This is a genomic window from Tsukamurella sp. II2bb (assembly GCF_057815145.1).
In genome coordinates, this window is record NZ_JBYPZI010000001.1 from 932,542 (window position 1) to 956,062 (window position 23,521).

At 69.8% G+C, this 23,521-nt stretch carries 23 protein-coding genes, 4 tRNA genes and 1 pseudogene; 15 read left to right on the top strand and 13 right to left on the bottom strand.

Annotated features, from left to right (window positions below; all coding sequences use genetic code 11):
• Positions 1-184 precede the first annotated feature (184 nt).
• The 6 genes from AC21LY_RS04890 to AC21LY_RS04915 form a co-directional block, all read right to left on the bottom strand.
• A complete protein-coding gene (locus AC21LY_RS04890; RefSeq protein WP_489045197.1) occupies positions 185-1,171 on the bottom strand; it encodes an acyl-ACP desaturase in 987 nt (328 codons plus the stop codon).
• Between the two features lie 156 nt (positions 1,172-1,327).
• Positions 1,328-1,939 carry a response regulator gene (locus tag AC21LY_RS04895; protein WP_489045431.1) on the bottom strand — a complete coding sequence of 204 codons (612 nt, stop codon included), beginning with the start codon at positions 1,937-1,939 and terminating at the stop codon, positions 1,328-1,330.
• A 23-nt stretch (positions 1,940-1,962) separates the two neighbouring features.
• Complete coding sequence (locus AC21LY_RS04900) at positions 1,963-3,138, bottom strand: sensor histidine kinase (RefSeq protein WP_489045198.1); 1,176 nt, start codon at positions 3,136-3,138, stop codon at positions 1,963-1,965.
• The gene (locus AC21LY_RS04905) at positions 3,135-3,965 is read right to left on the bottom strand and encodes an ABC transporter permease (protein WP_489045199.1); all 831 of its coding nucleotides are present in this window, start codon (positions 3,963-3,965) and stop codon (positions 3,135-3,137) included. The genes AC21LY_RS04900 and AC21LY_RS04905 overlap by 4 nt, the downstream gene beginning before the upstream one ends.
• A complete protein-coding gene (locus tag AC21LY_RS04910) occupies positions 3,962-4,927 on the bottom strand; it encodes an ABC transporter ATP-binding protein (protein WP_489045200.1) in 966 nt (321 codons plus the stop codon). Before AC21LY_RS04910 ends, AC21LY_RS04905 begins: the two co-directional genes overlap by 4 nt.
• Complete coding sequence (locus AC21LY_RS04915; protein WP_489045201.1) at positions 4,924-5,205, bottom strand: hypothetical protein; 282 nt, start codon at positions 5,203-5,205, stop codon at positions 4,924-4,926. The genes AC21LY_RS04910 and AC21LY_RS04915 overlap by 4 nt, the downstream gene beginning before the upstream one ends.
• A 190-nt stretch (positions 5,206-5,395) precedes the next feature.
• Here AC21LY_RS04915 and AC21LY_RS04920 point away from each other — a divergent pair, with 190 nt between their 5' ends.
• From AC21LY_RS04920 to AC21LY_RS04935, 4 genes are read left to right on the top strand one after another with little or no spacing between them, the layout of a single operon-like run.
• Positions 5,396-6,328, top strand: a complete 933-nt coding sequence (locus AC21LY_RS04920; RefSeq protein WP_489045202.1) for a carbohydrate ABC transporter permease — start codon at positions 5,396-5,398, stop codon at positions 6,326-6,328.
• 26 nt (positions 6,329-6,354) lie between these two features.
• Complete coding sequence (locus AC21LY_RS04925; protein WP_489045433.1) at positions 6,355-7,158, top strand: carbohydrate ABC transporter permease; 804 nt, start codon at positions 6,355-6,357, stop codon at positions 7,156-7,158.
• A gap of 46 nt (positions 7,159-7,204) precedes the next feature.
• A complete protein-coding gene (locus tag AC21LY_RS04930; protein WP_489045203.1) occupies positions 7,205-8,521 on the top strand; it encodes an ABC transporter substrate-binding protein in 1,317 nt (438 codons plus the stop codon).
• 44 nt (positions 8,522-8,565) lie between these two features.
• On the top strand, positions 8,566-9,636 hold the full coding sequence (locus AC21LY_RS04935) for an ABC transporter ATP-binding protein (RefSeq protein ID WP_489045204.1): 1,071 nt from the start codon (positions 8,566-8,568) through the stop codon (positions 9,634-9,636).
• Here AC21LY_RS04935 and AC21LY_RS04940 read toward each other — a convergent pair whose 3' ends face one another.
• Positions 9,637-10,851 carry a glycosyltransferase gene (locus AC21LY_RS04940; RefSeq protein WP_489045205.1) on the bottom strand — a complete coding sequence of 405 codons (1,215 nt, stop codon included), beginning with the start codon at positions 10,849-10,851 and terminating at the stop codon, positions 9,637-9,639.
• 100 nt (positions 10,852-10,951) lie between these two features.
• On the opposite strand from AC21LY_RS04940, the gene AC21LY_RS04945 reads away from it, so the two are divergent.
• Positions 10,952-11,371, top strand: a complete 420-nt coding sequence (locus AC21LY_RS04945; RefSeq protein ID WP_489045206.1) for a VOC family protein — start codon at positions 10,952-10,954, stop codon at positions 11,369-11,371.
• Between the two features lie 90 nt (positions 11,372-11,461).
• Here AC21LY_RS04945 and AC21LY_RS04950 read toward each other — a convergent pair.
• Positions 11,462-11,710, bottom strand: a pseudogene (locus AC21LY_RS04950) (HNH endonuclease); the annotation flags it as partial.
• 406 nt (positions 11,711-12,116) lie between these two features.
• Between AC21LY_RS04950 and AC21LY_RS04955 the strand changes: the two are divergent.
• Positions 12,117-12,189, top strand: a tRNA-Lys gene (locus tag AC21LY_RS04955).
• Between the two features lie 116 nt (positions 12,190-12,305).
• Positions 12,306-12,917, top strand: a complete 612-nt coding sequence (locus tag AC21LY_RS04960; protein ID WP_489045207.1) for a YdeI/OmpD-associated family protein — start codon at positions 12,306-12,308, stop codon at positions 12,915-12,917.
• Positions 12,918-12,967: 50 nt separating this feature from the next.
• Here the strand turns inward: AC21LY_RS04960 and AC21LY_RS04965 are convergent, their stop codons facing one another.
• The gene (locus tag AC21LY_RS04965) at positions 12,968-13,351 is read right to left on the bottom strand and encodes a DoxX family protein (protein ID WP_489045208.1); all 384 of its coding nucleotides are present in this window, start codon (positions 13,349-13,351) and stop codon (positions 12,968-12,970) included.
• 80 nt (positions 13,352-13,431) lie between these two features.
• Here AC21LY_RS04965 and AC21LY_RS04970 point away from each other — a divergent pair, with 80 nt between their 5' ends.
• The 7 genes from AC21LY_RS04970 (at position 13,432) to AC21LY_RS05000 (ending at position 18,826) form a co-directional block, all read left to right on the top strand.
• Entirely contained in the window at positions 13,432-14,292 is an 861-nt protein-coding gene (locus AC21LY_RS04970) for a sigma-70 family RNA polymerase sigma factor (protein ID WP_489045209.1), read from the top strand.
• A gap of 119 nt (positions 14,293-14,411) precedes the next feature.
• Positions 14,412-14,484, top strand: a tRNA-Glu gene (locus AC21LY_RS04975).
• Positions 14,485-14,509: 25 nt separating this feature from the next.
• Positions 14,510-14,586 (top strand) — tRNA-Asp (locus AC21LY_RS04980).
• A 40-nt stretch (positions 14,587-14,626) separates the two neighbouring features.
• Positions 14,627-14,700 (top strand) — tRNA-Phe (locus AC21LY_RS04985).
• 119 nt (positions 14,701-14,819) lie between these two features.
• Positions 14,820-15,524: an LppP/LprE family lipoprotein gene (locus tag AC21LY_RS04990; protein ID WP_489045210.1), complete on the top strand. Its 705-nt coding sequence runs from the start codon at positions 14,820-14,822 to the stop codon at positions 15,522-15,524.
• A gap of 120 nt (positions 15,525-15,644) precedes the next feature.
• Positions 15,645-16,490, top strand: coding sequence for a formate dehydrogenase accessory sulfurtransferase FdhD (gene fdhD, locus AC21LY_RS04995; protein WP_489045211.1), 846 nt, complete (start codon positions 15,645-15,647; stop codon positions 16,488-16,490).
• Positions 16,487-18,826 (top strand): FdhF/YdeP family oxidoreductase, encoded by a 2,340-nt coding sequence (locus AC21LY_RS05000; RefSeq protein WP_489045212.1) that lies wholly within the window; start codon positions 16,487-16,489, stop codon positions 18,824-18,826. Before fdhD ends, AC21LY_RS05000 begins: the two co-directional genes overlap by 4 nt.
• A 5-nt stretch (positions 18,827-18,831) precedes the next feature.
• Here AC21LY_RS05000 and AC21LY_RS05005 read toward each other — a convergent pair whose 3' ends face one another.
• From AC21LY_RS05005 to AC21LY_RS05020, 4 genes are all read right to left on the bottom strand, one after another.
• Positions 18,832-19,224 (bottom strand): hypothetical protein, encoded by a 393-nt coding sequence (locus AC21LY_RS05005; RefSeq protein ID WP_489045213.1) that lies wholly within the window; start codon positions 19,222-19,224, stop codon positions 18,832-18,834.
• A gap of 22 nt (positions 19,225-19,246) precedes the next feature.
• A complete protein-coding gene (locus tag AC21LY_RS05010; protein WP_489045214.1) occupies positions 19,247-19,846 on the bottom strand; it encodes a nucleotidyltransferase domain-containing protein in 600 nt (199 codons plus the stop codon).
• Between the two features lie 85 nt (positions 19,847-19,931).
• Entirely contained in the window at positions 19,932-21,683 is a 1,752-nt protein-coding gene (locus AC21LY_RS05015) for an MFS transporter (RefSeq protein ID WP_489045215.1), read from the bottom strand.
• 124 nt (positions 21,684-21,807) lie between these two features.
• On the bottom strand, positions 21,808-22,641 hold the full coding sequence (locus AC21LY_RS05020; protein WP_489045216.1) for an acyl-[acyl-carrier-protein] thioesterase: 834 nt from the start codon (positions 22,639-22,641) through the stop codon (positions 21,808-21,810).
• 74 nt (positions 22,642-22,715) lie between these two features.
• Here AC21LY_RS05020 and AC21LY_RS05025 point away from each other — a divergent pair, with 74 nt between their 5' ends.
• Complete coding sequence (locus AC21LY_RS05025) at positions 22,716-23,420, top strand: GntR family transcriptional regulator (RefSeq protein ID WP_489045217.1); 705 nt, start codon at positions 22,716-22,718, stop codon at positions 23,418-23,420.
• The last annotated feature ends 101 nt before the right edge of the window (positions 23,421-23,521 follow it).

A 23,521-nucleotide genomic window follows, 5' to 3' on the forward strand; every position in this document is an offset into this window, starting at 1 on the left:
AAACGTGCTCGGCGTCGTTCCCGAGCACACGACGCCGTTCCCGCGCACGCGGCGCCGCTGTGCGCACGTGGCACGTGTGCACAGTCGCGCCCGGTGCGCGGGAACCACCCGCGGACGCGGCGCGTGCGCGGAACGACGGAACCCGCCGTCCCTGCGGGCACGGCGGGTTCGGTACGCGTCGGTGTCAGACGGCCAGGCCGGCCTTCTCGCGCTTGGCGGCCTCGCGGGCCAGGGAGCGGTCGCGCATCTCCTCGAACTTCACGGCCGAGGCCTCGAGCTCGTCGAGGAAGGCCGCGAGCTCCTCGCGGGTGCGCTCGCCCTCGGGGCCGAAGTCCTCGCGCTCGAAGATCTTCCACTTGCGCAGGACGGGCATGACGACCTCGTCCTTGTGCTGGCGCAGGTCGTAGATGGCGTGCTTCGCCATCAGCACGCCGTTGCGGCGGAAGTCGGGCATGCCGGCGCCGGGCATCTCGAAGTGCTTGATGGTGTCGGTGATCGAGCGGATCGCCTGGTCGGGGCACAGGTCCAGGCCCGCGGCCGAGATGTTGCGGTAGAAGATCATGTGCAGGTTCTCGTCCGCCGCGATGCGCTGGAGCATCTTGTCGGCGATCGGATCCTTGCAGACCTTGCCGGTGTTGCGGTGGCTCACGCGGGTCGCGAGCTCCTGGAAGGTCACGTACGCCACCGAGTGCAGCATCGTCATCTTCTGCTCGGTGTGCGCCGCCACCTTGCCCTGCGGATCCCAGCCGTTGGTCATGTGGATCATGCGGGCCTGCTCGAGTTTGACCGGATCGACGCCGCGGGTGACCACGAGGTAGTCGCGCATGGCGATGCCGTGGCGGTTCTCCTCCGCGGTCCAGCGACCGACCCAGTGACCCCAGGCGTCGTCCATGGAGAAGTTCGCGGCGATCTCGCGGTGGTAGGTCGGCAGGTTGTCCTCCGTGAGGAGGTTGGTGATCATCGCCGCTTTGGCGACCTCGTCGAGCTGGCTCTCCTCGGGGTCGTAGTCGTGACCGCCGAGTGCGGCGTAGTTGCTGCCGTCCGCCCAGGGGATGTAGTCGTGCGGGTTCCAGTCCTTCGTCATCGAGAGATGGCGGTTGACGTTGTCCTCGGCGACACCGGAGAGCTCCTTCAGAAGCTCAAGCTGGGTCAGTTGGCGGGTCGACATCATTCCTCTTTCGACGTTTGGATCAGTTCCAGATTATCCCGAAAGTCTACGCAATCCGGGTCTCGTACTCAACGTCCCTGCCGGAAAGTGATGTGTTCCGAGCAGGGGCACACGGGGTGCATCGCTCAAGGACATGGGTACGTTACACCGAGACGGGGGTCACAGGATCCACCCGAGTTCCCGCGCGCGCACCGCGGCCTCGTAGCGGTTGGCCGTCCCCAGCTTGGCCATCGCCGACGAGAGGTAGTTGCGCGTGGTGCCCGCGCTCAGGTGCGCGCGCCGGGCGATCTCGTCGACCGAGGCCCCGTCGACGGCGAACTCCAGGACGTCGGCCTCGCGGGCCGTGAGCGGCGAGTCGCCCGCGCTGATCGCCTCCGCGGCGAGCTCGGGATCGACGTACCGCCCGCCCCCGTGCACGGTACGGATGACCTGCGCCAATGTGGCCGCGGGCGCCGTCTTGGGAAGGAAGCCGCGGACCCCCGTGGCCAGCGCGCGCTTGAGGTATCCGGGCCGGCCGTGGCTGGTGACGATGAGGGTCGCGGCGCCGGGCGTGCGGCGGAGCAGTTCGGCCGCCGTGTCGATGCCGTCGGGTCCGGGCATCTGCAGGTCGATCACCGCGACGGCGGGCGCGTGCCCGTCGGCGGCGCGGCGCTCCCACAGGGCGATCAGTTCGGTGCCGGACGCCGCCTGCGCCGCCACCGTGATGTCGGCCTCCAGCTCGAGCAGCGCGGCCACCGCCGCGCGGATCATGTGCTCGTCGTCCGCGATCATCACCTCGATCGACGGTGTCTCGCTCACGCCGCCTCCCAGGTCGCGGTCAGGGTGAAGTCCTCGCCGTCGCGCTGCGCCGCGAGGTCCGCGCCCACGGCCCGGAGCCGGCCGCGCAGCCCGTCGATGCCCGACGGTGCCCCCTCGCGCCCGGCCGGGGCGGGCGCACCGTCGTTGCGCAGGACGAGGCCCGACGCTGCCAGTGTGAGCACGGCCTGCGTGGCCGTCGAGTGCTTGACGATGTTCGTGGTCCCCTCCCGCACGACCCAGGCGGCGGCCTCGTGGAAGGCGGGCGGGACCGTCTCGGGTTCGCCGATCACGCGGAGCCGGCAGCCGGCGGCGGAGAGCAGCGAGCGCGCTCCGGCGACCTCGGTGCCCAGGTCGATGCCGCGGTAGCCGCGGACCAGGTGCCGGGCGTCCTCGAGGGACGTCACCGCGAGGGATTTGACCTCGTCCATCTCGGTGACCGCCCGATCGGTGGCGCCGGCCCGCGCGAGCGTGGCGGCCAGCTCGCTCTTGACGGCGATCGCGGAGAAGGCCCGGCCGACCACGTCGTGCAGGTCGCGGGAGAAGCGCAGGCGCTCCTCGGCGACCTCCAGTTCGGCGGCGATCCGCTTGCCCTCCTCCAGTTCGGTGAGGATCTGCAGGCTCCAGACCGTGGTGCGGGAGGTCCACATCAGCAGCACGCCGATGAACAGGAGGAGCGCGAAGAAGGCGGGGGCGTCGGTGGGGCGCAGGAGGAGGGCGGTGGCGAGCGCGGCGACGAGCAGCAGCGACCAGCGGTGCCGCATGAAGGGGAGGACGGCGCACGTCGCCATCGCGTAGGCGACGGCGCCCATGACCCGCGCGCCGTCGGGAGCGGTGCCGACGTGCGGGGCCAGGTGCGCGCCGACCACTCCCGCCGCCCACACCGCACCGATCCCGGCGAGCGCGAACCGCCAGGCGATGCGGCGCTGGCGGTCGGTGGCGCGGATCGACAGGTCGGGCTGTGCCTCGATTCCGGCGATGGACGCGAGCCCGGCGATGACGATGCCGATCACGGGCCCGGTGGTGGTGCCCGACGTGGCCATGATGACCACGAAGCCGATCATCACGATCTGCAGCACCGCGCGGGTGTAGAGGCGGAACTTGTCGGCACTGGACTTCGCATGCCACCAGTCGAGGGCCCGGAGCGCCGGGGCTGGGACCACTCCGGGCGTCACTCGCGGTCGTCCCAGCGGAACCACCTCCTCGCGAGAATGAGTGCGATCACGGTCCATACCGCCAGTGTCGCAAGGGGCCGGCCCGTCTCGCCGAAGGTGGCGGCGAATCCGAGCGGGGCGGCATCGTCGACGACGCCGGGGGCGAGGCCGGCCTGCCCCAGCCGGAGCAGGTCGGAGATCGCCGCGAAGGGCGTCCAGTCGGCGATCAGCGCGAGCCGGTCGGGGAGGACCTGCCGGATGCTCGCCATGCCGATCATGGAGATCACCATGACGGGCATGGACGTGATCTGCGCGGCCTCGGCGTTCTTCGTCATCGCGCTGGTGGCGAGCGCGAGCAGGGTGAAGATCACCAGCCCGGCGACGAGCGCGAGCACCATGAGCAGCGCGTTCACGGGAGCGGGACCGCCGGCCCCGTAGATAGCGGCGCACACGATCACGGCCCCCAACAGGGTCAGGGCCGTGCCGGGGACGGCGGGGGCGGTCAGGATCTGCAGGTCCGAGGACTCCCCGGTGCGCAGTCGCTTGAGCACGCCCTCGGATCGGCGGGTGGTGACCATCGACAGCACCGAGTAGTACTGCACCATCAGCAGCGCCAGCAGCGCGAAGGTCTCGAGGGTGAGGGCCACGCCCAGGGGCTTGGGCGCCTGACCGCCGCGGGCGAGGAAGAACATCAGCAGCGGCATCCCGACCGGGAAGACGGTGCCCATGAAGAGCAGGGTCTTGTTCCGGCGGAACTGGAGGTACTCGGCGCGCGCCAGGGCGCGCAGGGGGTGTTTCCCGTAGCCGACGGTGGCCGGCGCCGTGGCGGGCGTGGTGGCGGTGGTCATGCGGGGGCTCCGATCGGGGTGGAGTCGGACCGGTCGGCGTCACCGGTATCGTCCGCGAGCGCCAGGAAGACCGATTCGAGGGAGGGGTGCCGGGCGGACAGGCCGGTGAGCGCGAGGTGCCGGTCGGCGGCCCAGTCGAGCAGCGTGTGCAGGTCGTCCTGCAGCCGGTGGGTGCGCAGCGCGACGCGCCCGGCACCGTCGGCGCGCCACGTGCCCGTAAGGCCGGGCAGCGGCACGGCCGGATCGTCGAGGACGATCTCGGCGGGGTGCCCCTCGACGATCTCGCGGAGAGTGCCGAGGCGGGCGATCGCGCCGCGGTGCATGATCGCGATGCGGTCGGCGAGGGTCTCGGCCTCGTCGAGGTAGTGCGTGGTGAGCACCATCGTGACCCCGTCGCGTTTGAGGTCGGCGAGCAGCTTCCAGGTGGAGTGCCGGCTCTCGGGGTCGAGGCCGGTGGTCGGCTCGTCGAGGAAGAGCAGTCGCGGCCGGCCGATGAGGGCGCAGGCCAGGTCGAGGCGGCGCTGCTCGCCGCCGGAGAGGGCGCGGACGCGCACCTCGGAGCGGTCGGTGAGCCGGACGCGCTCGAGCACGGCGTCGGCGGTGGTGGGGTTGCTGCAGGTGCCGCGCCACATCTCGAGGGTCTCGCGGACGGTCAGCTCGGCGGGGAGGCCGCCGGACTGCAGCATGATGCCGCAGAGCGGGCGCACGCGGCGCCGGTCCCGGCGCGGGTCGAGACCGAAGACGGTGAGCTCGCCGCCGCTCGGCTCGGCGAGGCCCTCGAGCAGGTCGAGGGTGGACGTCTTGCCGGCGCCGTTCGTGCCGAGCAGGGCGAAGACCTCGCCCTGCCGGACCGTGAGATCGATGCCGCGCACGGCCTCGAAGGCGCTCGCCCCGGTGCCGTACGTGCGGCGCAGCCCGGTGGCGCTGATGACGGTGTCGGCGAGGTCGGGTGCCGCACTCATCGACGGTTCCACTTCCGCGTGCCGAGCACCCACCGCACCGCGAGGTGCAGAGCGGCGAGGGCGGTGACGATCGAGGTGAGCACCACCGGGGGCTGCACGACGATCACGACGAGGGCGATCAGGACGACCGTCGCCACGACGACCGCGCCCTCCCGGGCGCGGGTCGGGGCGGGGCCGAGCCGGCAGGCGTCGACGAGGAGGTCGTGCAGTCCGCCGGTCGACGGTGCCGCGGGCGGATGGTCGGGGCGGTGGGATGCGTGGAGATCGTTGGCGTTCATGCATCCAGCCTCGCGCCGGCCCCGGCGTCGCAGTAGTGCGTGCAGTCAGCGGCTTTCCGCGGCTTGTCACCGATCGCCGGTGACATCTGTCATGTCCCTCGAGGGGCGGGCCCCGTGCGCTCATTGATTCGTTACCGAATCTTTTCCTGATTTTCGTCCGCCGGACGGAGAAGTGCAGCACGCTACGGCGGTGACCGCCACGACCGAACGGGTGGAGCCATCACCCAAGACGGGGCCGGCCGCCAACCTGGTACCCAAGGACAACCTGCTGTTCCTGGTGTTCGTGGTGCCGAACCTGGTGCTGCTGGCCGTCTTCACCTATCGCCCGCTGATCGACAACGTGCGGCTGAGCTTCCACGAGTGGTCGCTCGCCAGCACGGAGCCGGCGAAGTGGATCGGCCTGGACAACTATCGGGAGTTCTTCACCAAGGCGGAGAGCTGGCAGGTCGTCACCGTCACGCTGATCTTCACCGTGAGCGCGGTGCTCTTCTCGATGGTGCTGGGCCTGGCGCTGGCGATGCTGCTGGATCAGAACCTCAAGGGCCGCAACCTGGTCCGCTCCGCGGTCTTCGCGCCGTTCGTGATCTCCGGCGCCGCCATCGGCGCGGCCTTCTACTTCGTCTTCAACCCGCAGTTCGGCGCGGCCGCCTCGATCCTCGCGTGGTTCGGCATCGAGAGCCCGGACTTCTATCAGAACCCCGGCTGGGCGCTGTTCCTGGTGACCTTCACCTACATCTGGAAGAACCTGGGCTACACCTTCGTCATCTATCTCGCGGCGCTGCAGGGCCTGAACAAGGACCTCGACGAGGCAGCCGCGATCGACGGGACGCCGGCGTGGCGCAAGTTCTGGCGCGTCACGCTGCCGCAGCTGCGCCCGGCGACGTACTTCCTGTCGATCACCGTGCTGCTCAACAGCCTCCAGGTCTTCGACATCATCAACATCATGTTCCCCGCGGGCGGCCCGCAGGGCGGCACCACGACGATGGTCTTCGACATCTACTGGCAGACCTTCCGCAACCAGCGCGCCGGCTACGGCGCGACCATCGCGACGATCATGTTCCTCGTGCTCCTGATCGTGACCGTGGTGCAGGTGCGGATGATGGACCGGGGGGACGACAAGTGACCGGATCCCCCGCGGGCAGTACCGGAATGAAGGTGCTCGGATACCTCGGCATGGCGGCCACGCTGCTGCTCGTGGCCGTGCCCGTCTACTTCATCGTGATCACCTCGTTCAAGGACCGGCCGGACATCTTCGTCTCGCCCGCGACGTGGTGGCCGCCGACCTGGTACCCGGAGAACTACAGCTACGTGACGCAGGAGATCCCGTACTGGCAGTACCTGCGGAACTCGGCGATCATCACGCTCGTCACCGGCACCATCAAGTTCGTCCTCGGCGTGAGCACCGCGTACGCGCTGGTCTTCCTGCGCTTCCCGTTCAAGAAGGTGCTCTTCCTCGTGGTGATCGCGGCGCTCATGGTGCCCAACCAGATCACGGTGATCTCGAACTACGCGCTGATGGCGGACTACCGCAACACCTTCGTCGGCATCATCCTGCCGCTCGCGGGCGTGGCCTTCGGCACCTTCCTGATGCGCAACCACTTCCTCTCGCTGCCCAAGGAGATCGTGGAGGCGGCGCGCATGGACGGGGCCGGCCACCTGCGGCTGCTGTTCCGGGTGATCCTGCCCGTCTCGATCCCCACGATGGTGGCCTTCGCGGTGATCACGTTGGTGAACGAGTGGAACGAGTACCTGTGGCCGTTCCTGATGTCGGACAACGCGGCCGTCGCGCCGCTGCCCGTCGGCCTCACCCTGCTCCAGAACACTGAGCAGGGGGTGAACTGGGGGCCGGTCATGGCGGCCACCCTGCTCACCGCCCTGCCGATGCTCATCGTCTTCCTGATCCTGCAGCGGCAGATGATCAAGGGCCTGACCTCCGGCGCCGTCAAGGGCTGACCGGGACCACCACAGAACACCACAACGGAAACTCAAGGGAGAGTTCATGGGCGACTTCACACGGCGCGGATTCCTCGTCACCGGCCTCGCGGCGACCGCGGCGGTGGCGGCGGCGTGCGCGGGCTCGGGTTCGGGCGGCGGCTCGTCGAACTCGGGGAGCGGCGGGGGTGGCGGCACCATCACGCTGCGCTTCCTCAGCAACCACCCCGGCAGCTCCAAGGCCACTGAGCAGGCGCTGATCGAGGAGTTCCAGAAGGCCAACCCCGGGATCAAGGTGGAGCTGCTCGACGGCGGCAAGAACTACGAGCAGGTGGCCCAGAAGTTCCAGACCTCGCTCTCGGGCGGCGAGAAGGCCGACATCATCGTCGTCTCCGACGTCACCTGGTTCAACTTCGCGCTGAACAAGCAGATCGCCCCGCTCGACGACCTGTTCGCCGGAGCCGGCCTCAAGCCGGAGGAGTACGTCGACTCCCTGTTCGCCGACACGAAGTTCGAGGGCAAGCACTACGCGGTGCCCTTCGCCCGCTCGACGCCGCTGTTCTACTACAACAAGGACGTCTGGAAGAAGGCCGGCCTCGAGGACCGCGGCCCCAAGGACTGGGACGAGTTCGCGCAGTGGGCGCCCCGCATCCAGGACGCCATCGGCGGCGACAAGAAGGCCATCGTCATCGCCGACGGCGAGAACTACATCGACTGGGTCTTCGAGGGCTGGAACTGGTCCAAGGGCGGCGCGTACTCCGACGGCTGGGACCTCAAGTTCACCACCCCGGAGTCGATCGCCGCGGCGAACCAGCTCAAGGACGTCATCGGCAAGTGGGGCCGCCTGGCCACCACCCCGGAGAACGACTTCGGCGCCGGCCTGGCCGCCGTCACCCTGCAGTCCACCGGCTCGCTCAAGACGATCACCACCACCGCCAAGTTCGACCTCGGCACCGCCTTCCTGCCCGGCCCCGCCGGCAAGTCGTGCCCCACCGGCGGCGCGGGTGTCGCGGTGGCCGAGGGCATCTCGGCCGAGCGCAAGGCCGCGGCCGTGAAGTTCATCGAGTTCCTCACCAACACGGCGAACACGTCGAAGTTCTCGCAGGCCACGGGCTACATGCCGGTGCGCAAGGCCGCCGTCGACGAGCCCTCGATGAAGGCCTTCATCGAGAAGAACCCGAACTTCGGTACCGCGGTCAAGCAGCTGCCGCTGACCCGCAGCCAGGACAACGCCCGCGTCTTCGTGCCGGGCGGCGGCGAGGACATCGGGCGGGCGCTGCAGCAGATCGCGACCGGCGGCGACACGGCGGCCGTGCTCGGCGCGCTGCAGAAGACCATCCAGGGCAAGATCGACTCGCAGATCAAGCCGAAGCTGCCGAAGTAAGAGCCGCTGCGAGTCTTTCGTAGGAATCAGGAGTCAGGAACACCATGGCAACGGTGCGTTTCGACGGTGCGACCGTCCAGTACCCGGGCGCCGAGCGGCCCTCGGTCAGCTCGCTCGACCTGGACATCGCCGACGGCGAGTTCGTGGTGCTGGTCGGCCCGTCGGGCTGCGGCAAGTCCACCAGCCTCCGGGCGCTGGCGGGGCTGGAGGCCGTGACGGACGGCCGGATCCTCATCGACGGCGTGGACGTCACGTCGGTCTCGCCGAAGAAGCGCGACGTGGCCATGGTCTTCCAGAACTACGCGCTCTACCCGAACATGACGGTGGCGCAGAACATGGGCTTCGCGCTGCGCAACGCCGGTGTCTCCAAGGCGGATACGGCCCGGCAGGTGGCGGAGGCCGCCGCGATGCTCGAGCTGGAACCGCTGCTCGACCGCAAGCCCGCGCGGCTCTCGGGCGGGCAGCGGCAACGCGTGGCCATGGGGCGCGCCATCGTGCGGCATCCCAAGGTCTTCGCGATGGACGAGCCGTTGTCGAACCTCGATGCGCGGCTGCGGGTCTCGACCCGCTCGCAGATCTCCGCGCTGCAGCGCCGGCTCGGCGTGACCACGCTGTACGTGACGCACGACCAGGTCGAGGCCATGACCATGGGCGACCGCGTCGCGGTGCTCAAGGACGGTCTGCTGCAACAGGTCGCGCCGCCGCGCGAGCTGTACGACGACCCCGTCAACACCTTCGTGGCGGGCTTCCTCGGATCGCCCGGGATGAACCTGCTGACGGTGCCGCGCACCGACGCGGGCGCCGACCTCGGCGGCGCGATCGTCCCGGTCCCGCGCACCGTCGACTCCGGTCCGACGGTGACGGTCGGCCTGCGCCCGGAGGGGTTCGAGGTGGTCGCACCGGGCACCGACGGTGCGGCCCGCGGCACCGTCGCGCTGGTGGAGGAGCTCGGCGCCGAGGCGCTCGTCTACGTGCACGTCGAGGGGCAGGACAAGCCGGTCGTGGTGCGCGCCGATCGCGCGACGACGCTCCGGGCCGGCGAGGAGACCGGCCTGATCCCGGCGGCGGGGCAGGCGCTGTTCTTCCACGCGGAGTCGGGTGACCGCCTGCGCTGATCAGCGCGCTCGCTCGCGCCGATCCGTCGATGACGGGCCGGCCGGCCGCCTGGGGCCCAGCGGCAGGACGGCGGGATGTGCTGCGGGACGGTCGCGAAGGAACCTCCGCCGGCTCGCCGTCGCCCGGTGCAGGCCGAGCATCGTCTCCACGGCGCGGTCCCAGGTGTACTGCTCGGCGCAGGCCCGGGCGGCGGCGCGGTAGTCGCCGCGGGCGAGCACCGCACGCACCGCGGCGGCGAAGGCCGCGCCGGTGTCGGCAGCGGGGAGGCCGCAGTCCGCGCGCACGACCTCCGCCAGTGCGCTGTTGCGGGACACCACGATCGGGGTGCCGGAGGCGAGGGCCTCCATCGCGCTGAGCCCGAAGGTCTCGTGCGGCCCGGGGCAGATCGCGACGTCCGCGCAGGCGAGGAGGTCGGCCAGGGCCTCACGGTCGGCGAGGTGTCCGGTGAAGGTGACCGGCAATCCTCGTGCCTGCCTGCGGAGTTCGCCGGCCATCGCACCGTCCCCGGCGATCACCAGGTGGGCTCGGACACCGTCGGCCAGCAGGGCCCGCACGACCTCGATGCCCCGCGCCGGGTGCTTCTCCATCGACAGCCGACAGGACTGCACGAGGAGGACGTCGGCACCGTCGGCCCACCGCTCCCGCGCCTGCGCCGCGGCGCGGTCCGGGCGGAAGGTCGCGAGGTCGACGCCGAGCGGCACCGTCTCGACGTTGGGCGCCTGGACGCGGGCGAACTCCTCGCCGGCGAAGGGCGTCGTGCAGACGACGGTGTCGTAGCTGCGGGCCGTGCCCAGGTTCGCGACGTCGGCGGCCCAGGTCGCGACGCCCGACGGTGCCCCGAGCTCGATCATCCGGTCCAGGCGCTCGTGGCTGATCATGATCGAGCCGATCCCGTGCGCCTTCGCCCACGGGCCCATCCCGCGCAGCGTGAGGCGGTCGGAGACCTCGAGGCTGTCGGCGCCGAGGCGGGGGAGGAGCCGCCGGATGAGGACGGGGCTCGCCGCCCGGTACCCCTCGACCCGGAAGAACTTGCGGCCCGGGACGGTGATGCGGCGGACGCCGGTGTCGAGGACCTCGTCGTCGTGCCCGCGGCCGGCGACCACCAGGGTCACGGCGTGGCCGTGCGCGACGTAGCCCGCGCCCAACTGGTCGACGGCGGTGCGCAGTCCGCCCGAGCGCGGACCGTAGAAGTTCGCCAGCTGGACGATGTGCATGGCCGCCAGCGTGCCCGGAGGGGAGGTCGCGGGGATGAACGTGCGGGGGATGTTCGGCGAACTGTCCGAACGTGTCGGTGGGCGGGCGCACAATCGAGGCATGACCGTACGCCTGAACCCCTACATCAGCTTCTCCGACAACGCCCGCGAGGCGCTCGAGTTCTACCGGGACGTCTTCGGCGGTGAGCTGGAGATCTCCACGTTCGAGGGCATGCCGCCCGAGATGCTCTCCGATCCGAACGACGCCACCAAGGTGATGCACGGGTACCTGTCCACGCCGGACGGGTTCTCGCTCATGTGCGCCGATACGCCGGCCGGGATGCCGCGCACCGTCGGTGACGACGTCTCCATCTCCCTGTCGGGCGACGATCTGGCGAAGCTCACCGGGTGGTGGGAGAAGCTCTCCGCCAGCGGCTCCGTCACCGTCCCGTTCGTCAAGGCCCCATGGGGCGACACCTTCGGCATGTGCGTCGACGGGTTCGGCGTGCACTGGATGGTCAACGCCGCGGCGTCGAGCTGACGGCGCGGCGGAGTCCTGCGGACTCGTGCGGGTACGGCCATCGGTCGGCCTTGCGGGAATTGCAGGGTTTGCAGGCGGGCGGAGATTCGAAAGCATGTCCGGCCCGCCCTTGGACAGCGGCTTCACGTGATCGACGGTTCGAGGGCGTTCGGTGGTGAACGGTTCTCGACAGATCCAGCACCCGGACCACAACGACATCCGCGCATGGAGGAGTTCGCCGGTGAACGGCACCGATACGGCCTCGTTCAGTCGTGCCGCGCGACGATGGCGCTCGCGCCTCCGATTCTCGGGATGCGCTGAATACCACGCGCGTTTGCGGGCGTCGAGGGTCGCGCGCATGACAGGATCGTCGCGGTACGCCCGGTGCAGCGCGAGCACCCGCTCCCGATTGGCCGCGTACCAGGCCTTGTAGTACGTGGACTGCGCGGCTGCCCGCCGCCGGCGCTGTTCCTTGAAGCGGTCGGACTGGGCGCGTATTCGGTCCTGCTCCGCGGATCGCTCCGGATGTCGCGCGCGTGATCGACGTGTACGTTCGGCGGAGCCGGTGTCGGGCTTGATCCGCCGGTAGGCGCGGCTGCGCGCCGATTGGCAGCTTCGGCAGCACCGGTTCGGCCGGGCACGGTCCTTGCGCCGATAGAAGTCCGACAGCGGAAGTTCGCGCCCACAATCGATGCAGACCTGGGTCTCATTCACGAGGGAGTCGTCTCCTCGGTGCGCTCCGGCCGCACTGGTACTCTCGCATCGCGCCCCCCTAGCTCAATTGGCAGAGCATCCGACTTTTAATCGGCTGGTTGTGGGTTCGAGTCCCACGGGGGGCACTCGTACTCGTTCTCAGTGTCGCGGTAGCCACTGACAGGTTTCGGCTGTGCGTCCGGATCGCACGTCGGCCGTGGTTCCGCCGGAGTGTTCGGTGTTCTCGTGGTAGGGACGACCTATGGAATCAGCTGGTGATCTGGTGCGCGGCGACGCCGGTGACCGCGAAGTGCATGTCTTCCACACCGTCGAACAGTGGGAGGCATGGCTCGAGCGGCATCATGCGGACGCGGCGGAGGCATGGCTGCGGATCGGCAAGCGCTCCTCCACGGTTCCGGGCCTGACGATCGAGGACGCGCTCGACGGGGCGCTGTGCTTCGGCTGGATCGACGGGCAGCGGAAGTCGAATGACGCCGACTCGTTCCTGCAGCGGTACTCGCCGCGCCGGCGGACCAGCTCGTGGTCGGCGATCAACGTCGCCAAGTTCGAAGCGCTCGCCGCGGCCGGTCGGGTGCGGCCCGCCGGCTACGCGCAGCGCGACGCCGCGCGGGCCGACGGGCGCTGGGACGCCGCGTACGAGTCCCAGCGCACCGCCGAGACCCCGCCCGACCTCGCCGCGGCGCTGGAACGGGATCCGCTGGCAGCGGCGGCGTTCGAGGCGCTGAGCCGGTCCGACCGCTACGCCGTGATCCTGCCGCTGCTCAAGGCCCGCTCCGCGCAGCGACGCGCGGACCTGATCGGCAGGGCCGTCGCGGACCTCAGCGCCTCACGAATTCGGTCGCAGGACACGTAGACCTGCGCAGGAACACCTCTACCTGACCGGAACCCGAAATCCTGAAGCGGTCAGGAGTACGGGACCAGGACGAATCGGCCCCAGGCGACGAACGTGAACAGCGCGATGAACAGCACGTCACCGGCCATGTAGCCCCACTCGGATCGCTGCAGGCGGGTCGTCGCGGCTCCGGCCATGTACAGGGCGAGGCAGTACGCGGCGATGGGGGACAGCACCGTCGCCACCCCGGTGAGAGGCGGCAGCACCAGGCCGAGGCCTCCCGCGGCCTTGATGGCCCCGATGGCCTTGAGGTGCCCGTCACCGAAATCATCGACCCAGTGCTGATTCGCGCCCAGCGCGCGGTACCGCTCCCGGGGCATCGCCATCAGCGCGATGCCGGCCACGGTGAACCCGGTCGCCAGTACCCCGGTGATGATCCACAGTGCGAGATTCATGATCGTTCCCTTCCTCGTTACGTTCGCCCGTCCGGGCTCGTCACTGTCATGACGGACGAGAACGTGGGAAGGTAACGACGATGGATCAGCCGGATCGGCTCAGCCTGCCGGAGCAGTTCGAGGAGCATCGGCCGCGGCTCCTCGCGGTCGCCACGCGTGCCCTCGGGGCGCGCGCCGACGCGGAGGACGTGGTTCAGGAGGCCTGGCTGCGGCTCGCCGGGTACGACGGTGCGCCGATCGCGAACCTGGGCGGGTGGCTCACGCGGGTCGTGGGGCGGCTCTGCGTGGACGTCCTGCGCCGGCGCACCGCACATCCCGAATCGGTTCTCGGCGACGAGGATCCGGTGGTCACCGAGGATGCGGACGGGCCCGAGGACGCGGCGGTGGCGGCGGACACCGTCGGGCTGGCGCTGATGGTCGTGCTCGAGTCCCTGCGGCCCGAGGAGCGGCTCGCGTTCGTGCTGCACGACCTGTTCGCGGTCCCGTTCGCGGAGATCGGGCCGATCGTGGGGAAGTCGCCGGATGCCGCGAAGATGCTCGCCAGCCGCGCTCGGCGCAGGGTGCAGGAGCGGCCCTTGCCGACGGCGCGGCGGCAGCGCAGGGAGGTCGTGGACGCCTTCCTGGCGGCCGCGCAGGACGGCGACTTCGATGCGCTGCTGCGGCTGCTCGACCCCGATGTGACCTGGACGCGGCGCACGGCACGGGGGAGAGTCGTCACCGTCGGCGCGGACGAGGTGCTCGCCCTCGCCCGGCGCGGCAGTGGAGCGGAGGTCGTGGCGCGGCGGGTGAGCGTGAACGGCGAGCCGGGGATCCTGGTCTCGTCCCCGTCGGGGCGGCCGCTGGCGCTGATGGCGTGCACGGTGGCCGACGGGCGGATCGTCGCGCTGGACTCGATCGTGGATTCGCGGCGACTGGCTCGGATGGACCTGCCCGCATATTGACCGATTTACCGGCCCTGACCTCGCGATTTGGGACGTGGGCGCAATGTGTCATAAGCTATCCCAGCTCCCAACGGAACACGGAAGCGGTGCGGAGAGCGGCTTCAAGTCGCCCGATGCGAGCCCCCTTCGTTTAGTGGCCTAGGACGCCGCCCTTTCAAGGCGGTAGCGCGGGTTCGAATCCCGTAGGGGGTACGTCGCAAGACGAAAAATTGCATATGGCCCTGTGGCGCAGTTGGTTAGCGCGCCGCCCTGTCACGGCGGAGGTCGCGGGTTCGAGTCCCGTCAGGGTCGCCATCCGAGTCTTAGGACTCGGCGGTGACGGTTTTACCGGCACGGCCAGGTAGCTCAGTTGGTACGAGCGACCGCCTGAAAAGCGGTAGGTCGCCGGTTCGATCCCGGCTCTGGCCACAAGCAAAACCCCCTGTTCTCAGGGGGTTTTCTTGTATCTGTCGTAACGAACACGCCGCGAGCTCCGAACGAACGAGCAAGTCGCACCCGTCCGGGCGCGGTGACAGTTCGGGGGAGACATGATCAAGACATCGAAGGCCGCCGTCGCGGTCCTTGCCGCGCTCGCTGCGACCACCGGGTGCAGCCACGGGGCCACACCGGCGGGGGACGCACGGCCGGCAGCCACGCCCGCGGCGGACACCCCCTCGGCGTCGGCGGCGCCGAGCGGGCGGCCCGGGACCGGGAGCACGGGCGTCCGCCCCGCTTCCACGCCGCCGTCCGCCGCATCGACGCCGCCGTCCGCCACCGCGGGCGCGCGCCCCGTCACCGCGGGGCACAGCCTGTGCGTCGATCTCTCCTCGCCGGCCGTGCGGGACGCCGTCGCCCAGCTGCCGCCGTTCAACGGCGTCGGGTACACCGCCGGCCGCGGCACGGACGCGAAGCAGGGGGACTGCCCCGACCTGTTGTGGGTGCAGGCCTCGCTGAAGGGCGGAACGGGGAGCTCGCCCGAGTGGATCCTCTTCTTCGACCGGCAGGGCTACCTCGGCACTGCCACGAGCCGGTACACCACCTTCACCAGCGTCGTCGGCAGCACCCGCGACTCCGTCGCGGTCTCCTACCGCTGGCTCAACCCCGGCGACAGCACGGCCGGCGTCTCCGGCGGCCCCGTCGTCGTCACCTATCACCTGTCCGGACGGAAGGTGACGCCGGACAAGGACGTCCCGCCGCAGGTCTTCGGCGGTGCTGCCACGGCCACGGCCCAGCCCGCGAAACCGCACGGCTGAGCCGTCGATCTGTCGGCCGGGACAGTGATCTTCGTGGGCGCCGACTCATCGGCGGGGCGCCGGCGCTGGTGCCCACGAGACGTCGCGCCGACGCGATGTCGCGGGTGTAGCGTCGAGGACATGGGTCGGATCACGGTGCGTCGGTCGGTGGTCAAGGTCACCGTCGGTGCGGATCCGCTGCGCCGTATCGACACCCTCGCCGTCGAGGAACCCCTCGAGATCCGCGTTGCGGGAAAGCCGCTCGCGGTCACGATGCGCACGCCCGGGCACGACGTCGAGCTCGCCGCCGGCTTCCTGGTCTCCGAAGGAGTGATCGGCGCCGCCGAGGAGTTCCGCTCCGCGATCCACTGCGGCGGCCCCGGCTCGGGCGGCGAGATCAACGAGTACAACGTGCTCGACGTCGCGCTGGCCCCCGGCGTCCGCCCGCCCACGCCCGACGTGACGCGCAACTTCTACACCACCAGCTCGTGCGGGATGTGCGGCAAGGCGAGCATCGACGCCGTCCGCACGGTCTCGCGCTTCGACGTGCGATCCGATCCGGTCGCCGTCGGCGCCGAGGAGGTGACCCGGTACCCCGAGCGGCTCCGCGCGGAGCAGGCCGTCTTCGACAAGACCGGGGGCCTGCACGCCGCCGCCCTGTTCGACGCCGGCACCGGCGAACTGCTCGTGCTCCGCGAGGACGTGGGCCGGCACAACGCCGTCGACAAGGTGATCGGCTGGGCGCTGCTCCAGGGCCGGCTGCCGCTGCGGGGCGTCGTGCTCCAGGTCTCCGGCCGCGCCAGCTTCGAGCTGGTCCAGAAGGCGGTGATGGCCGGTATCCCCGTGCTCTCGGCGGTGTCGGCACCGTCGTCCCTCGCGGTCGAACTGGCCGACGATGCCGGCCTCACCCTGCTCGGCTTCGTCCGCGGCGACCACATGAACATCTACTCCCAGCCCCAGCGAGTGCGACAGGAAGTCAGGACATGACCACGGACAATCAGCCCCAGGCCCCGGCCCGCGTTCCGGGGCTCCTGCCCGACGTCCCGCGGCAGGGCGGTTTCGGCCCCGTCACCGACGGTGCCTGGTCCAGCTCGCCGTACCATCACGCCGCCGCCTCGTGGGGCGCCGCGAAGTCCGTGGGAACCATCCTGCTCAAGCAGCGCGAGCTGATCCGCGGCACCCACTCGATGTTCGTGATGAACCACCCCACCGGCTACGACTGCCCAGGCTGCGCCTGGCCGGACGACAAGAAGCTCACCCTCGACTTCTGCGAGAACGGCGTCAAGCACGTCACCTGGGAGATGACCCCGAAGCGGGTGAAGCGGGAGTTCTTCGCGCAGCACACCGTCACCGAGCTCGCCGACTGGACCGACTTCGACCTCGAGAACGAGGGCCGGCTCACCGAGCCGATGGTCTACGACGAGGCCTCCGACAAGTATGTCCCGATCAGCTGGGACGACGCCTTCGCCCTGGTCGGCGAGACCCTGCGCGGGCTCGCGAGCCCCGACGAGGCGTCCTTCTACACCTCCGGCCGGCTCAGCAACGAGGCCACCTTCCTGTACCAGTTGCTGGCGCGCGAGTACGGCACGAACAACCTGCCCGACTGCTCCAACATGTGCCACGAGGCCTCCGGCCGCGCACTGCAGGCCGCCATCGGCACCGGCAAGGGCACCTGTGACCTGCAGGACTGGGAGGAGGCGGACCTCCTGATCGTCATGGGCGTCAACGCCGCGTCGAACGCCCCGCGGATGCTCACCGCCCTCGCCGACGCCACGCGGCGCGGCGCGCAGGTCGTGCACATCAACCCGCTCGTGGAGGCGGGCGCGACGAAGACGATCGTCCCGCACGAGATGGTCGACATGGCGCTGTTCAAGGCGACGTCCGTCTCGGACCTGAACATGCAGGTGCGCCCGGGCGGGGACCTCGCGCTGATGCGCGGCATCGCCAAGGTCGTCTTCGAGGCCGCGGAGACGGACCCGACGGTGCTCGACCGCGCCTTCCTCGAGGCGAGCACCGCCGACTTCGAGGCCTACCGCGATCTGGTCGCGGCGACCGACTGGGCCGAGATCACCGCGCAGGCCGGCCTGCCCGAGGCCGAGATCCGCCGCGTGGGCGAGATGTACCTGCGCGCCGAGCGCGCGATCATCTCGTGGTGCCTCGGCGTCACGCAGCACGAGCACGGCGTCGACACCGTCCGCGAGATCACCAACGTGCTGCTGCTGCGCGGCAACATCGGCCGCCCCGGCGCCGGGCCCTCGCCCGTCCGCGGTCACAGCAACGTGCAGGGCAACCGCACCTGCGGCATCGACCACCGCCCGCCGCCGTGGACCGACAAGCTGGACGAGGTGTGCGGCATCGTCTCCCCGCGCAGCCACGGCCTGGACACCGTGAACTCCGTGGAGGCCATGCACGACGGCCGGGTCAAGGTCTTCGTCGGGATGGGCGGCAACTTCGTGCTCGCCGCGCCCGACACCGCGTACACCGCCGCGGGCCTGCGCAAGACGGAGCTGACGGTGCAGGTGAGCACCAAGCTCAACCGCAGCCACCTGGTGCACGGGCGGCGGGCCCTGATCCTGCCCTGCCTCGGCCGCACCGAGAAGGACGAGCAGATCGCCGGGCTGCAGGGCGTGACCGTCGAGGACGCGATGAGCATGGTGCACATCTCCCGCGGCAAGCGGCGGCCCGCGTCGCCCGAGCTGCGCTCCGAGCCCGCGATCATCGCGGGCATCGCGAAGGCGACGTTGCCGGACAGTGCGACGCCGTGGCAGTGGTACGTCGACGACTACGACCGCATCCGCGATGTCATGGCGAAGGTGCTGCCCGGCTTCGAGGGCTTCAACGAGCTGCTGAAGACCCCGGGCGGCTTCCGCATCCCGCAGCCGGCTCGCGAGCGCGTCTTCAAGACCCCCTCCGGCCGGGCGAACTTCTCGCTCGCGCCGATGCCGAACGTCATCCCCGCCGACGAGGACGTGCTGATCCTGCAGACCATGCGCTCGCACGACCAGTGGAACACCACCATCTACTCGGCGAACGACCGCTACCGCGGCATCAAGAACCTGCGCGAGCTGATCTTCCTGAACGAGGCCGACATGCGTGCGCGGGGCCTGTCCGAGGGCGACTTCGTGGACATCACCGCCACCTCACGGGACGGCTCGCAGCGCACGGTGCGCCGGTTCCGCGCGCTGCGCTACGACTTGCCCGTGGGCAGTGCGGCCGGGTACATGCCCGAGATGAACGCGCTCATCGGTATCCACGACTACAGCACGCAGAGCGATCAGCCGCTGATGAAGAACGTCGCCGTGCGGCTGACGAAGTCGGCGTAGCGCGCCTAGGTCTGCGAGACGATCTCGTCGGCGAGTTGCACCAATGTCTCCGCGCGCCGCACGAGCGCGGTGATCCGCGTGATCTCGATGCGCTGGTTGCTGTACTGGATCGGGGTTTTGAACGCAACCAGTTCGGTCAGCGCACGTTCGGCGTTCGGAGTCTCGGGTCGTTTGCCGAGCGCAGTGGTCAACTCTCTCACTGCGCGACGGTGATCCTCGGACTTACTCGTCGATCCGGTCAACGCCATGCAGATCGCGTCTTTCGCGCGAACGCCGGCCAGGATCGCGTCGCTGCCGGCAGCACGCAGATTGCCGAACTCGAGGTTGGTGCGCGCGCCATCGAGGAAGTCGTGCGCATGCCGGACATGGGCACGGGCTTCATTGCGCTGTTCGGACATTGCGGGCCCCCTCGCTGCGTGTCTACCGAGCTACCATCGTGCGCGGTAACGCTCCCCACAGTGTGATCCCATCGCGCGCAATCGTGCGGAGAACCGCCTCATCCTCGGTTCGGGTCCACGCCGCGAATTCACGGGGCGTGTACTGCAGGATGTCGCATTCGCCGCCGTACCGACTAGTGACGGCTTCCCAGATGACATGAGCGCCGTCCCAACCGTCGCGCGCGATGATCGCGAGATCGATGTCGCTGTCGGGCAACGCCTCGCCGCGAGCCGCCGATCCGAACAGGACCACCGCCTGGACCCCCTCGTCGTCCGCCTTGACGGACTCGGCGATGACTCTACGCAGCAGGTGGAGAGGAGCCACGATCTCGCGGAGAGCTGGGACGGCGACGTGTGAGTCGTTCACGGTGTACAGGTTGGCTCTTCCTGCCGGCATCGACTCCACAAGGCCGACGCGGACGAGCGTGTGCAGTGCCCGTTGTACGGACTGTTGGCTCGTCCTGTCACTGACTAGGCGATGGACCTCTCTGCCGGTCAGGGGCTTGCCCGTGTTGAGAAGGGCGGAAAGGACGGCTCCCTGTGGGCCAGGGATGATTCCGCCGAACGGCTCGTTGGTGAACACTGCCATACGGTATCACTCATATGATCCATCAGTCACTCACATGAGCGACTGATGGATCATATGAGGGATGCGCGGATCACAGGAGTCAGTACCGGGCGATCGTCTCCACCTCGTCGGCCTCGGCCTCGAGGGTCTCGGCGTCGGCGGGGGCACCGTCGCCCCTGCCGGTCAGGAGCGAGGCGACGGCCCCGAGCAGGCATACGACCGCAGCGAACGTGAACGCGAGTTCCAGCCCCGAGCGGAAGGGCTCGGAGATCAGGTGCGGGAAGAACTGCAGGCCCGTGAGGTGCTGGCTCTGCGCGGCCGTCAGGTGCAGTTGCGCCAGGTGCGGGCCGAGCAGTTCCTGCACGGGGTTGTAGCCGAGGAAGGCCGCGAACAGCACGGCCACCGGCGGGAGCGCCGCGATCTCCGAGGCGTACTGCGCGGGAACGCCGTTCGCCTCGAGCCCCGTCGACATGGCGCCGGGCAGCGACCCCGACAGCCCCGCGATCATCAGGGAGAAGAACAGGCCGATCGAGAGCACCATCGCGGAGTTCTGGAAGGTCGTCATCATGCCCGAGCCCGACCCGCGGGAGGTCGCCGGCAGGGAGTTCATCACGACGGCGCGGTTGGGCGAGCCGAACATGCCCATGCCGACGCCGTTGACGAAGAGGATCGCGGCGAACGCCCCGTAGGCGAAGTCGACGGGCAGCGCGATGAGCGCGAGGAAGGTCAGCGCCGTGAGCACAAGGCCCGCGGAACTCAGCACGCGCCCGCCGATCCGGTCGGACAGGGCGCCGGAGATCGGCGCCGCGAGCAGGAAGCCGACGGTCATGGGCACCATGTAGATGCCGGCCCAGAGCGGGGTCTGCGTGTAGTCGTAGCCGTGCTGGGGCAGCCAGATCCCCTGCAACCAGATGATGAGCATGAACTGCAGGCCGCCGCGGCCCAGCGAACCGCAGAGGTTCGCGGCGTTCCCCCACAGGAAGGCCCGGTTCTGGAACAGGTGCAGGTCGAACAGGGGCGAGCCGACCTTGAGCTCGATGTAGCAGAAGATCGCCAGCACCGCCGCGCCGCCCAGGAGGCAGGTGAGCACGAACGGTGAGGTCCAGCCCATCGCATGGCCACCGTAGGGCTGGATCCCGTAGGTGATGCCGACGAGCACCGCGATCAGGCCGATCGCGAAGGTGAGGTTGCCCCACCAGTCCATGGTGGCGGGGACCCGCGCGCCGCGGTCCTCGAGCTTGAGATACGCCCAGACGGTGCCGATGAGGCCGAACGGGACGGAGACCAGGAAGATCAGGTGCCAGTTGATCGGTGCCAGGACTCCGCCGATGATCAGCCCGAGGAAGGAGCCCGCGATCGCGGCCACGCTGTTGATGCCGAGGGCGAGGCCGCGCTGGTCGGCCGGGAAGGCGTCCGTGAGGATCGCCGAGCTGTTCGCCATGAGGAAGGCGCCGCCGATGCCCTGCACCACGCGCCAGCCGATCAGCCAGATCGCGGCGGCGTGCCCGTCGAACCAGGTGACGGCCAGGAAGATCGACGAGACCGAGAAGATGAAGAAGCCCATGTTGTACATGCGGGCGCGGCCGAACATGTCGCCGAGCCGCCCGAACGCGACCACCAGCACGGCCGTGACGACGAGGAAGCCCATCATCATCCAGAGCAGGTAGCTGGTGTTGCCGGGCTCGAGGGGATTGAGGTGGATGCCCTTGAAGATGTCGGGGAGCGCGATCAGCACGATCGAGCTGTTGATCGTGGCGATCAGCATGCCCAATGTCGTGTTGGACAGTGCGATCCACTTGTACGAGTCGCTGTGCGACGTCGAGTCGCGGGAGTCGAGCAGGGCCGGCGCCACAGTTGCGTCCTTAAGGTTAGAAGATCTTACCTATCCTTCAGGAGCGTAGGCGCACATCACGCCCGCCGCCAGACGGGAGGCGGAGGACGGGGGTATTCGCCCGATTCCGCCCGGACTCGGCGCGTCAGGGACGCCACTCGATCCGCTCGACCTGCTCCGGCGGCCAGGGCGCCGGCGGGGCGAAGGGCTCGCCCGGGAGGGCCGTCACCGAGACCGCGGAGGCGGGCTTGCGGGCGGGCGCCCCGTCACCGTCGAGGAGGTAGAGCCACTGGCGGTAGCCGGCGTCGTCGCGCTCGGACCGCACCTGCACGCTCGAGCCCAGCGGGATCGGCGCCAGGTACTCGATGATCGCGCGGTGCGGCGCCGTGAGCAGGGGGTCGCCGTTCAGGTCGTCCTCGACGAGCTGCAGGTACGCGGCGTTGTTGAGGTGCTGGTACGGGTCGAAATCCGTGGCGCGCAGCGTCACCGTGTAATCGCTCGACGAGGGCTCGGGCGGCGTGGCCGTGTTCAAGGCCTTCCAGCGCAGCCGGGTTTCGCTGACGTGCTGTTGCAGGTACTCCATGCCGCCGTCGCTGATGTGCGTCGGCATCCCGGTCTCCGCGCTGAACCGGATCCAGAAGGCCTCGGTCTCGATGTGCCCGCCCGCGCTGCCGCGCAGCGTGATCCGCATGTTGCACCACCGCGAGCTGGTCGACTCGCACCAGCGCAGCAGGGTCACCTCCGACGGCCAGTGCAGCGGCTCGAGCACGTCGATGATGCTGCGCCGCACCAGCCAGTACGGGTCGGTCGCGTCGAAGCCCCGGTGGAACATCTCGTCGTTCGCCATGTCCTGCAGGTAGCGCGCGATCCCGTCCAGCCGGACCCGGCGCTCGGGGTCCACGTCGCCCGTGCGGACGGGCCAGGTCCGCTCGAAGGACGGTCCGGGCGGCGTTTCCTGCAGGAATCGGTAGTCGCTCACGCCTCGACCCTATTGCAGGTGCGGCGCGAGTCGGGTGAAACATCGTCGTCACGTGCCGGGCATAGGGTGCGGTGATGCCGCCTCCGCGGAGCTCGCCGCTCCTGTCCCAGCTCGCCGCCGGTCGCAGCGGCGGGCCATCGCAGAGCGAGATCCTCGGCGACGTGCGGGCGGCGATCCTCTCCGGTGGCGTCCCGCCGGGGGCGGCGATCCCCCTCGACGCGGTGGCGCGGCACTTCGGCGTCAGTCGTATCCCGGTGCGTGAGGTCCTCAAGACGTTGGTGGGGGAGGGGCTCGTGGTGCAGCGGGCGAACTCCGGCTACGCGGTGGCCGTCCTGACCGCGGACGAGCTCCACGAGATGTACGTGGTGCGCGAGACGCTGGAGGCCGCGGCATTGGCGCGGGCCGTCCTGCTCGCCACCGCGGAGGACCGCGCTGCGGTCCGGGCGGCGCACGCCCGGTCGGCGGAGGCGATCAGCCGCGACGACGCGCAGGCGTACCACCGGGCCAGCCGCGCCTTCCACCTGGCGCTGGCGGGACCGTCGCGCATGCACCGGTTGCTGCACCTGTTGGAGTCGGCGTGGAACGTGACGGAGCCGGTCCAGGCGATGGTGCACGCGAGCCGGGCCGACCGGGGTGCGTTGCACGAGGATCACCGGATCATGCTGGAGGCCTTCCTCGCCGGGGACCGGAAGAAATTATTGTCGGTAGCGAAAAAACACTCGGATCGCTTGAACGGCGTCATCGGGACCATTTCCCCCGAATCGGGATTGTTGCACTGACCGCCCGCCGGGCCGTCGTTCGCGCAGGTCACGGTATTCGGAAAGGGTATATCTTTATCGAAATGGCGGGATAACCGTCGGAAACGTCCGCGAAACGCCGC

Bases quoted from the DNA above. Each gene is read 5' to 3' on its own strand.
- AC21LY_RS04890 (WP_489045197.1), bottom strand. From the start codon at position 1,171: ATGATGTCGACCCGCCAACTGACCCAGCTTGAGCTTCTGAAGGAGCTC.
- AC21LY_RS04895 (WP_489045431.1), bottom strand. From the start codon at position 1,939: ATGATCGCGGACGACGAGCACATGATCCGCGCGGCGGTGGCCGCGCTG.
- AC21LY_RS04905 (WP_489045199.1), bottom strand. From the start codon at position 3,965: ATGACCACCGCCACCACGCCCGCCACGGCGCCGGCCACCGTCGGCTAC.
- AC21LY_RS04910 (WP_489045200.1), bottom strand. From the start codon at position 4,927: ATGAGTGCGGCACCCGACCTCGCCGACACCGTCATCAGCGCCACCGGG.
- AC21LY_RS04915 (WP_489045201.1), bottom strand. From the start codon at position 5,205: ATGAACGCCAACGATCTCCACGCATCCCACCGCCCCGACCATCCGCCC.
- AC21LY_RS04925 (WP_489045433.1), top strand. From the start codon at position 6,355: ATGAAGGTGCTCGGATACCTCGGCATGGCGGCCACGCTGCTGCTCGTG.
- AC21LY_RS04930 (WP_489045203.1), top strand. From the start codon at position 7,205: ATGGGCGACTTCACACGGCGCGGATTCCTCGTCACCGGCCTCGCGGCG.
- AC21LY_RS04935 (WP_489045204.1), top strand. From the start codon at position 8,566: ATGGCAACGGTGCGTTTCGACGGTGCGACCGTCCAGTACCCGGGCGCC.
- AC21LY_RS04940 (WP_489045205.1), bottom strand. From the start codon at position 10,851: ATGCACATCGTCCAGCTGGCGAACTTCTACGGTCCGCGCTCGGGCGGA.
- AC21LY_RS04945 (WP_489045206.1), top strand. From the start codon at position 10,952: ATGACCGTACGCCTGAACCCCTACATCAGCTTCTCCGACAACGCCCGC.
- AC21LY_RS04960 (WP_489045207.1), top strand. From the start codon at position 12,306: ATGGAATCAGCTGGTGATCTGGTGCGCGGCGACGCCGGTGACCGCGAA.
- AC21LY_RS04965 (WP_489045208.1), bottom strand. From the start codon at position 13,351: ATGAATCTCGCACTGTGGATCATCACCGGGGTACTGGCGACCGGGTTC.
- AC21LY_RS04970 (WP_489045209.1), top strand. From the start codon at position 13,432: ATGGATCAGCCGGATCGGCTCAGCCTGCCGGAGCAGTTCGAGGAGCAT.
- AC21LY_RS04990 (WP_489045210.1), top strand. From the start codon at position 14,820: ATGATCAAGACATCGAAGGCCGCCGTCGCGGTCCTTGCCGCGCTCGCT.
- fdhD (WP_489045211.1), top strand. From the start codon at position 15,645: ATGGGTCGGATCACGGTGCGTCGGTCGGTGGTCAAGGTCACCGTCGGT.
- AC21LY_RS05000 (WP_489045212.1), top strand. From the start codon at position 16,487: ATGACCACGGACAATCAGCCCCAGGCCCCGGCCCGCGTTCCGGGGCTC.
- AC21LY_RS05005 (WP_489045213.1), bottom strand. From the start codon at position 19,224: ATGTCCGAACAGCGCAATGAAGCCCGTGCCCATGTCCGGCATGCGCAC.
- AC21LY_RS05025 (WP_489045217.1), top strand. From the start codon at position 22,716: ATGCCGCCTCCGCGGAGCTCGCCGCTCCTGTCCCAGCTCGCCGCCGGT.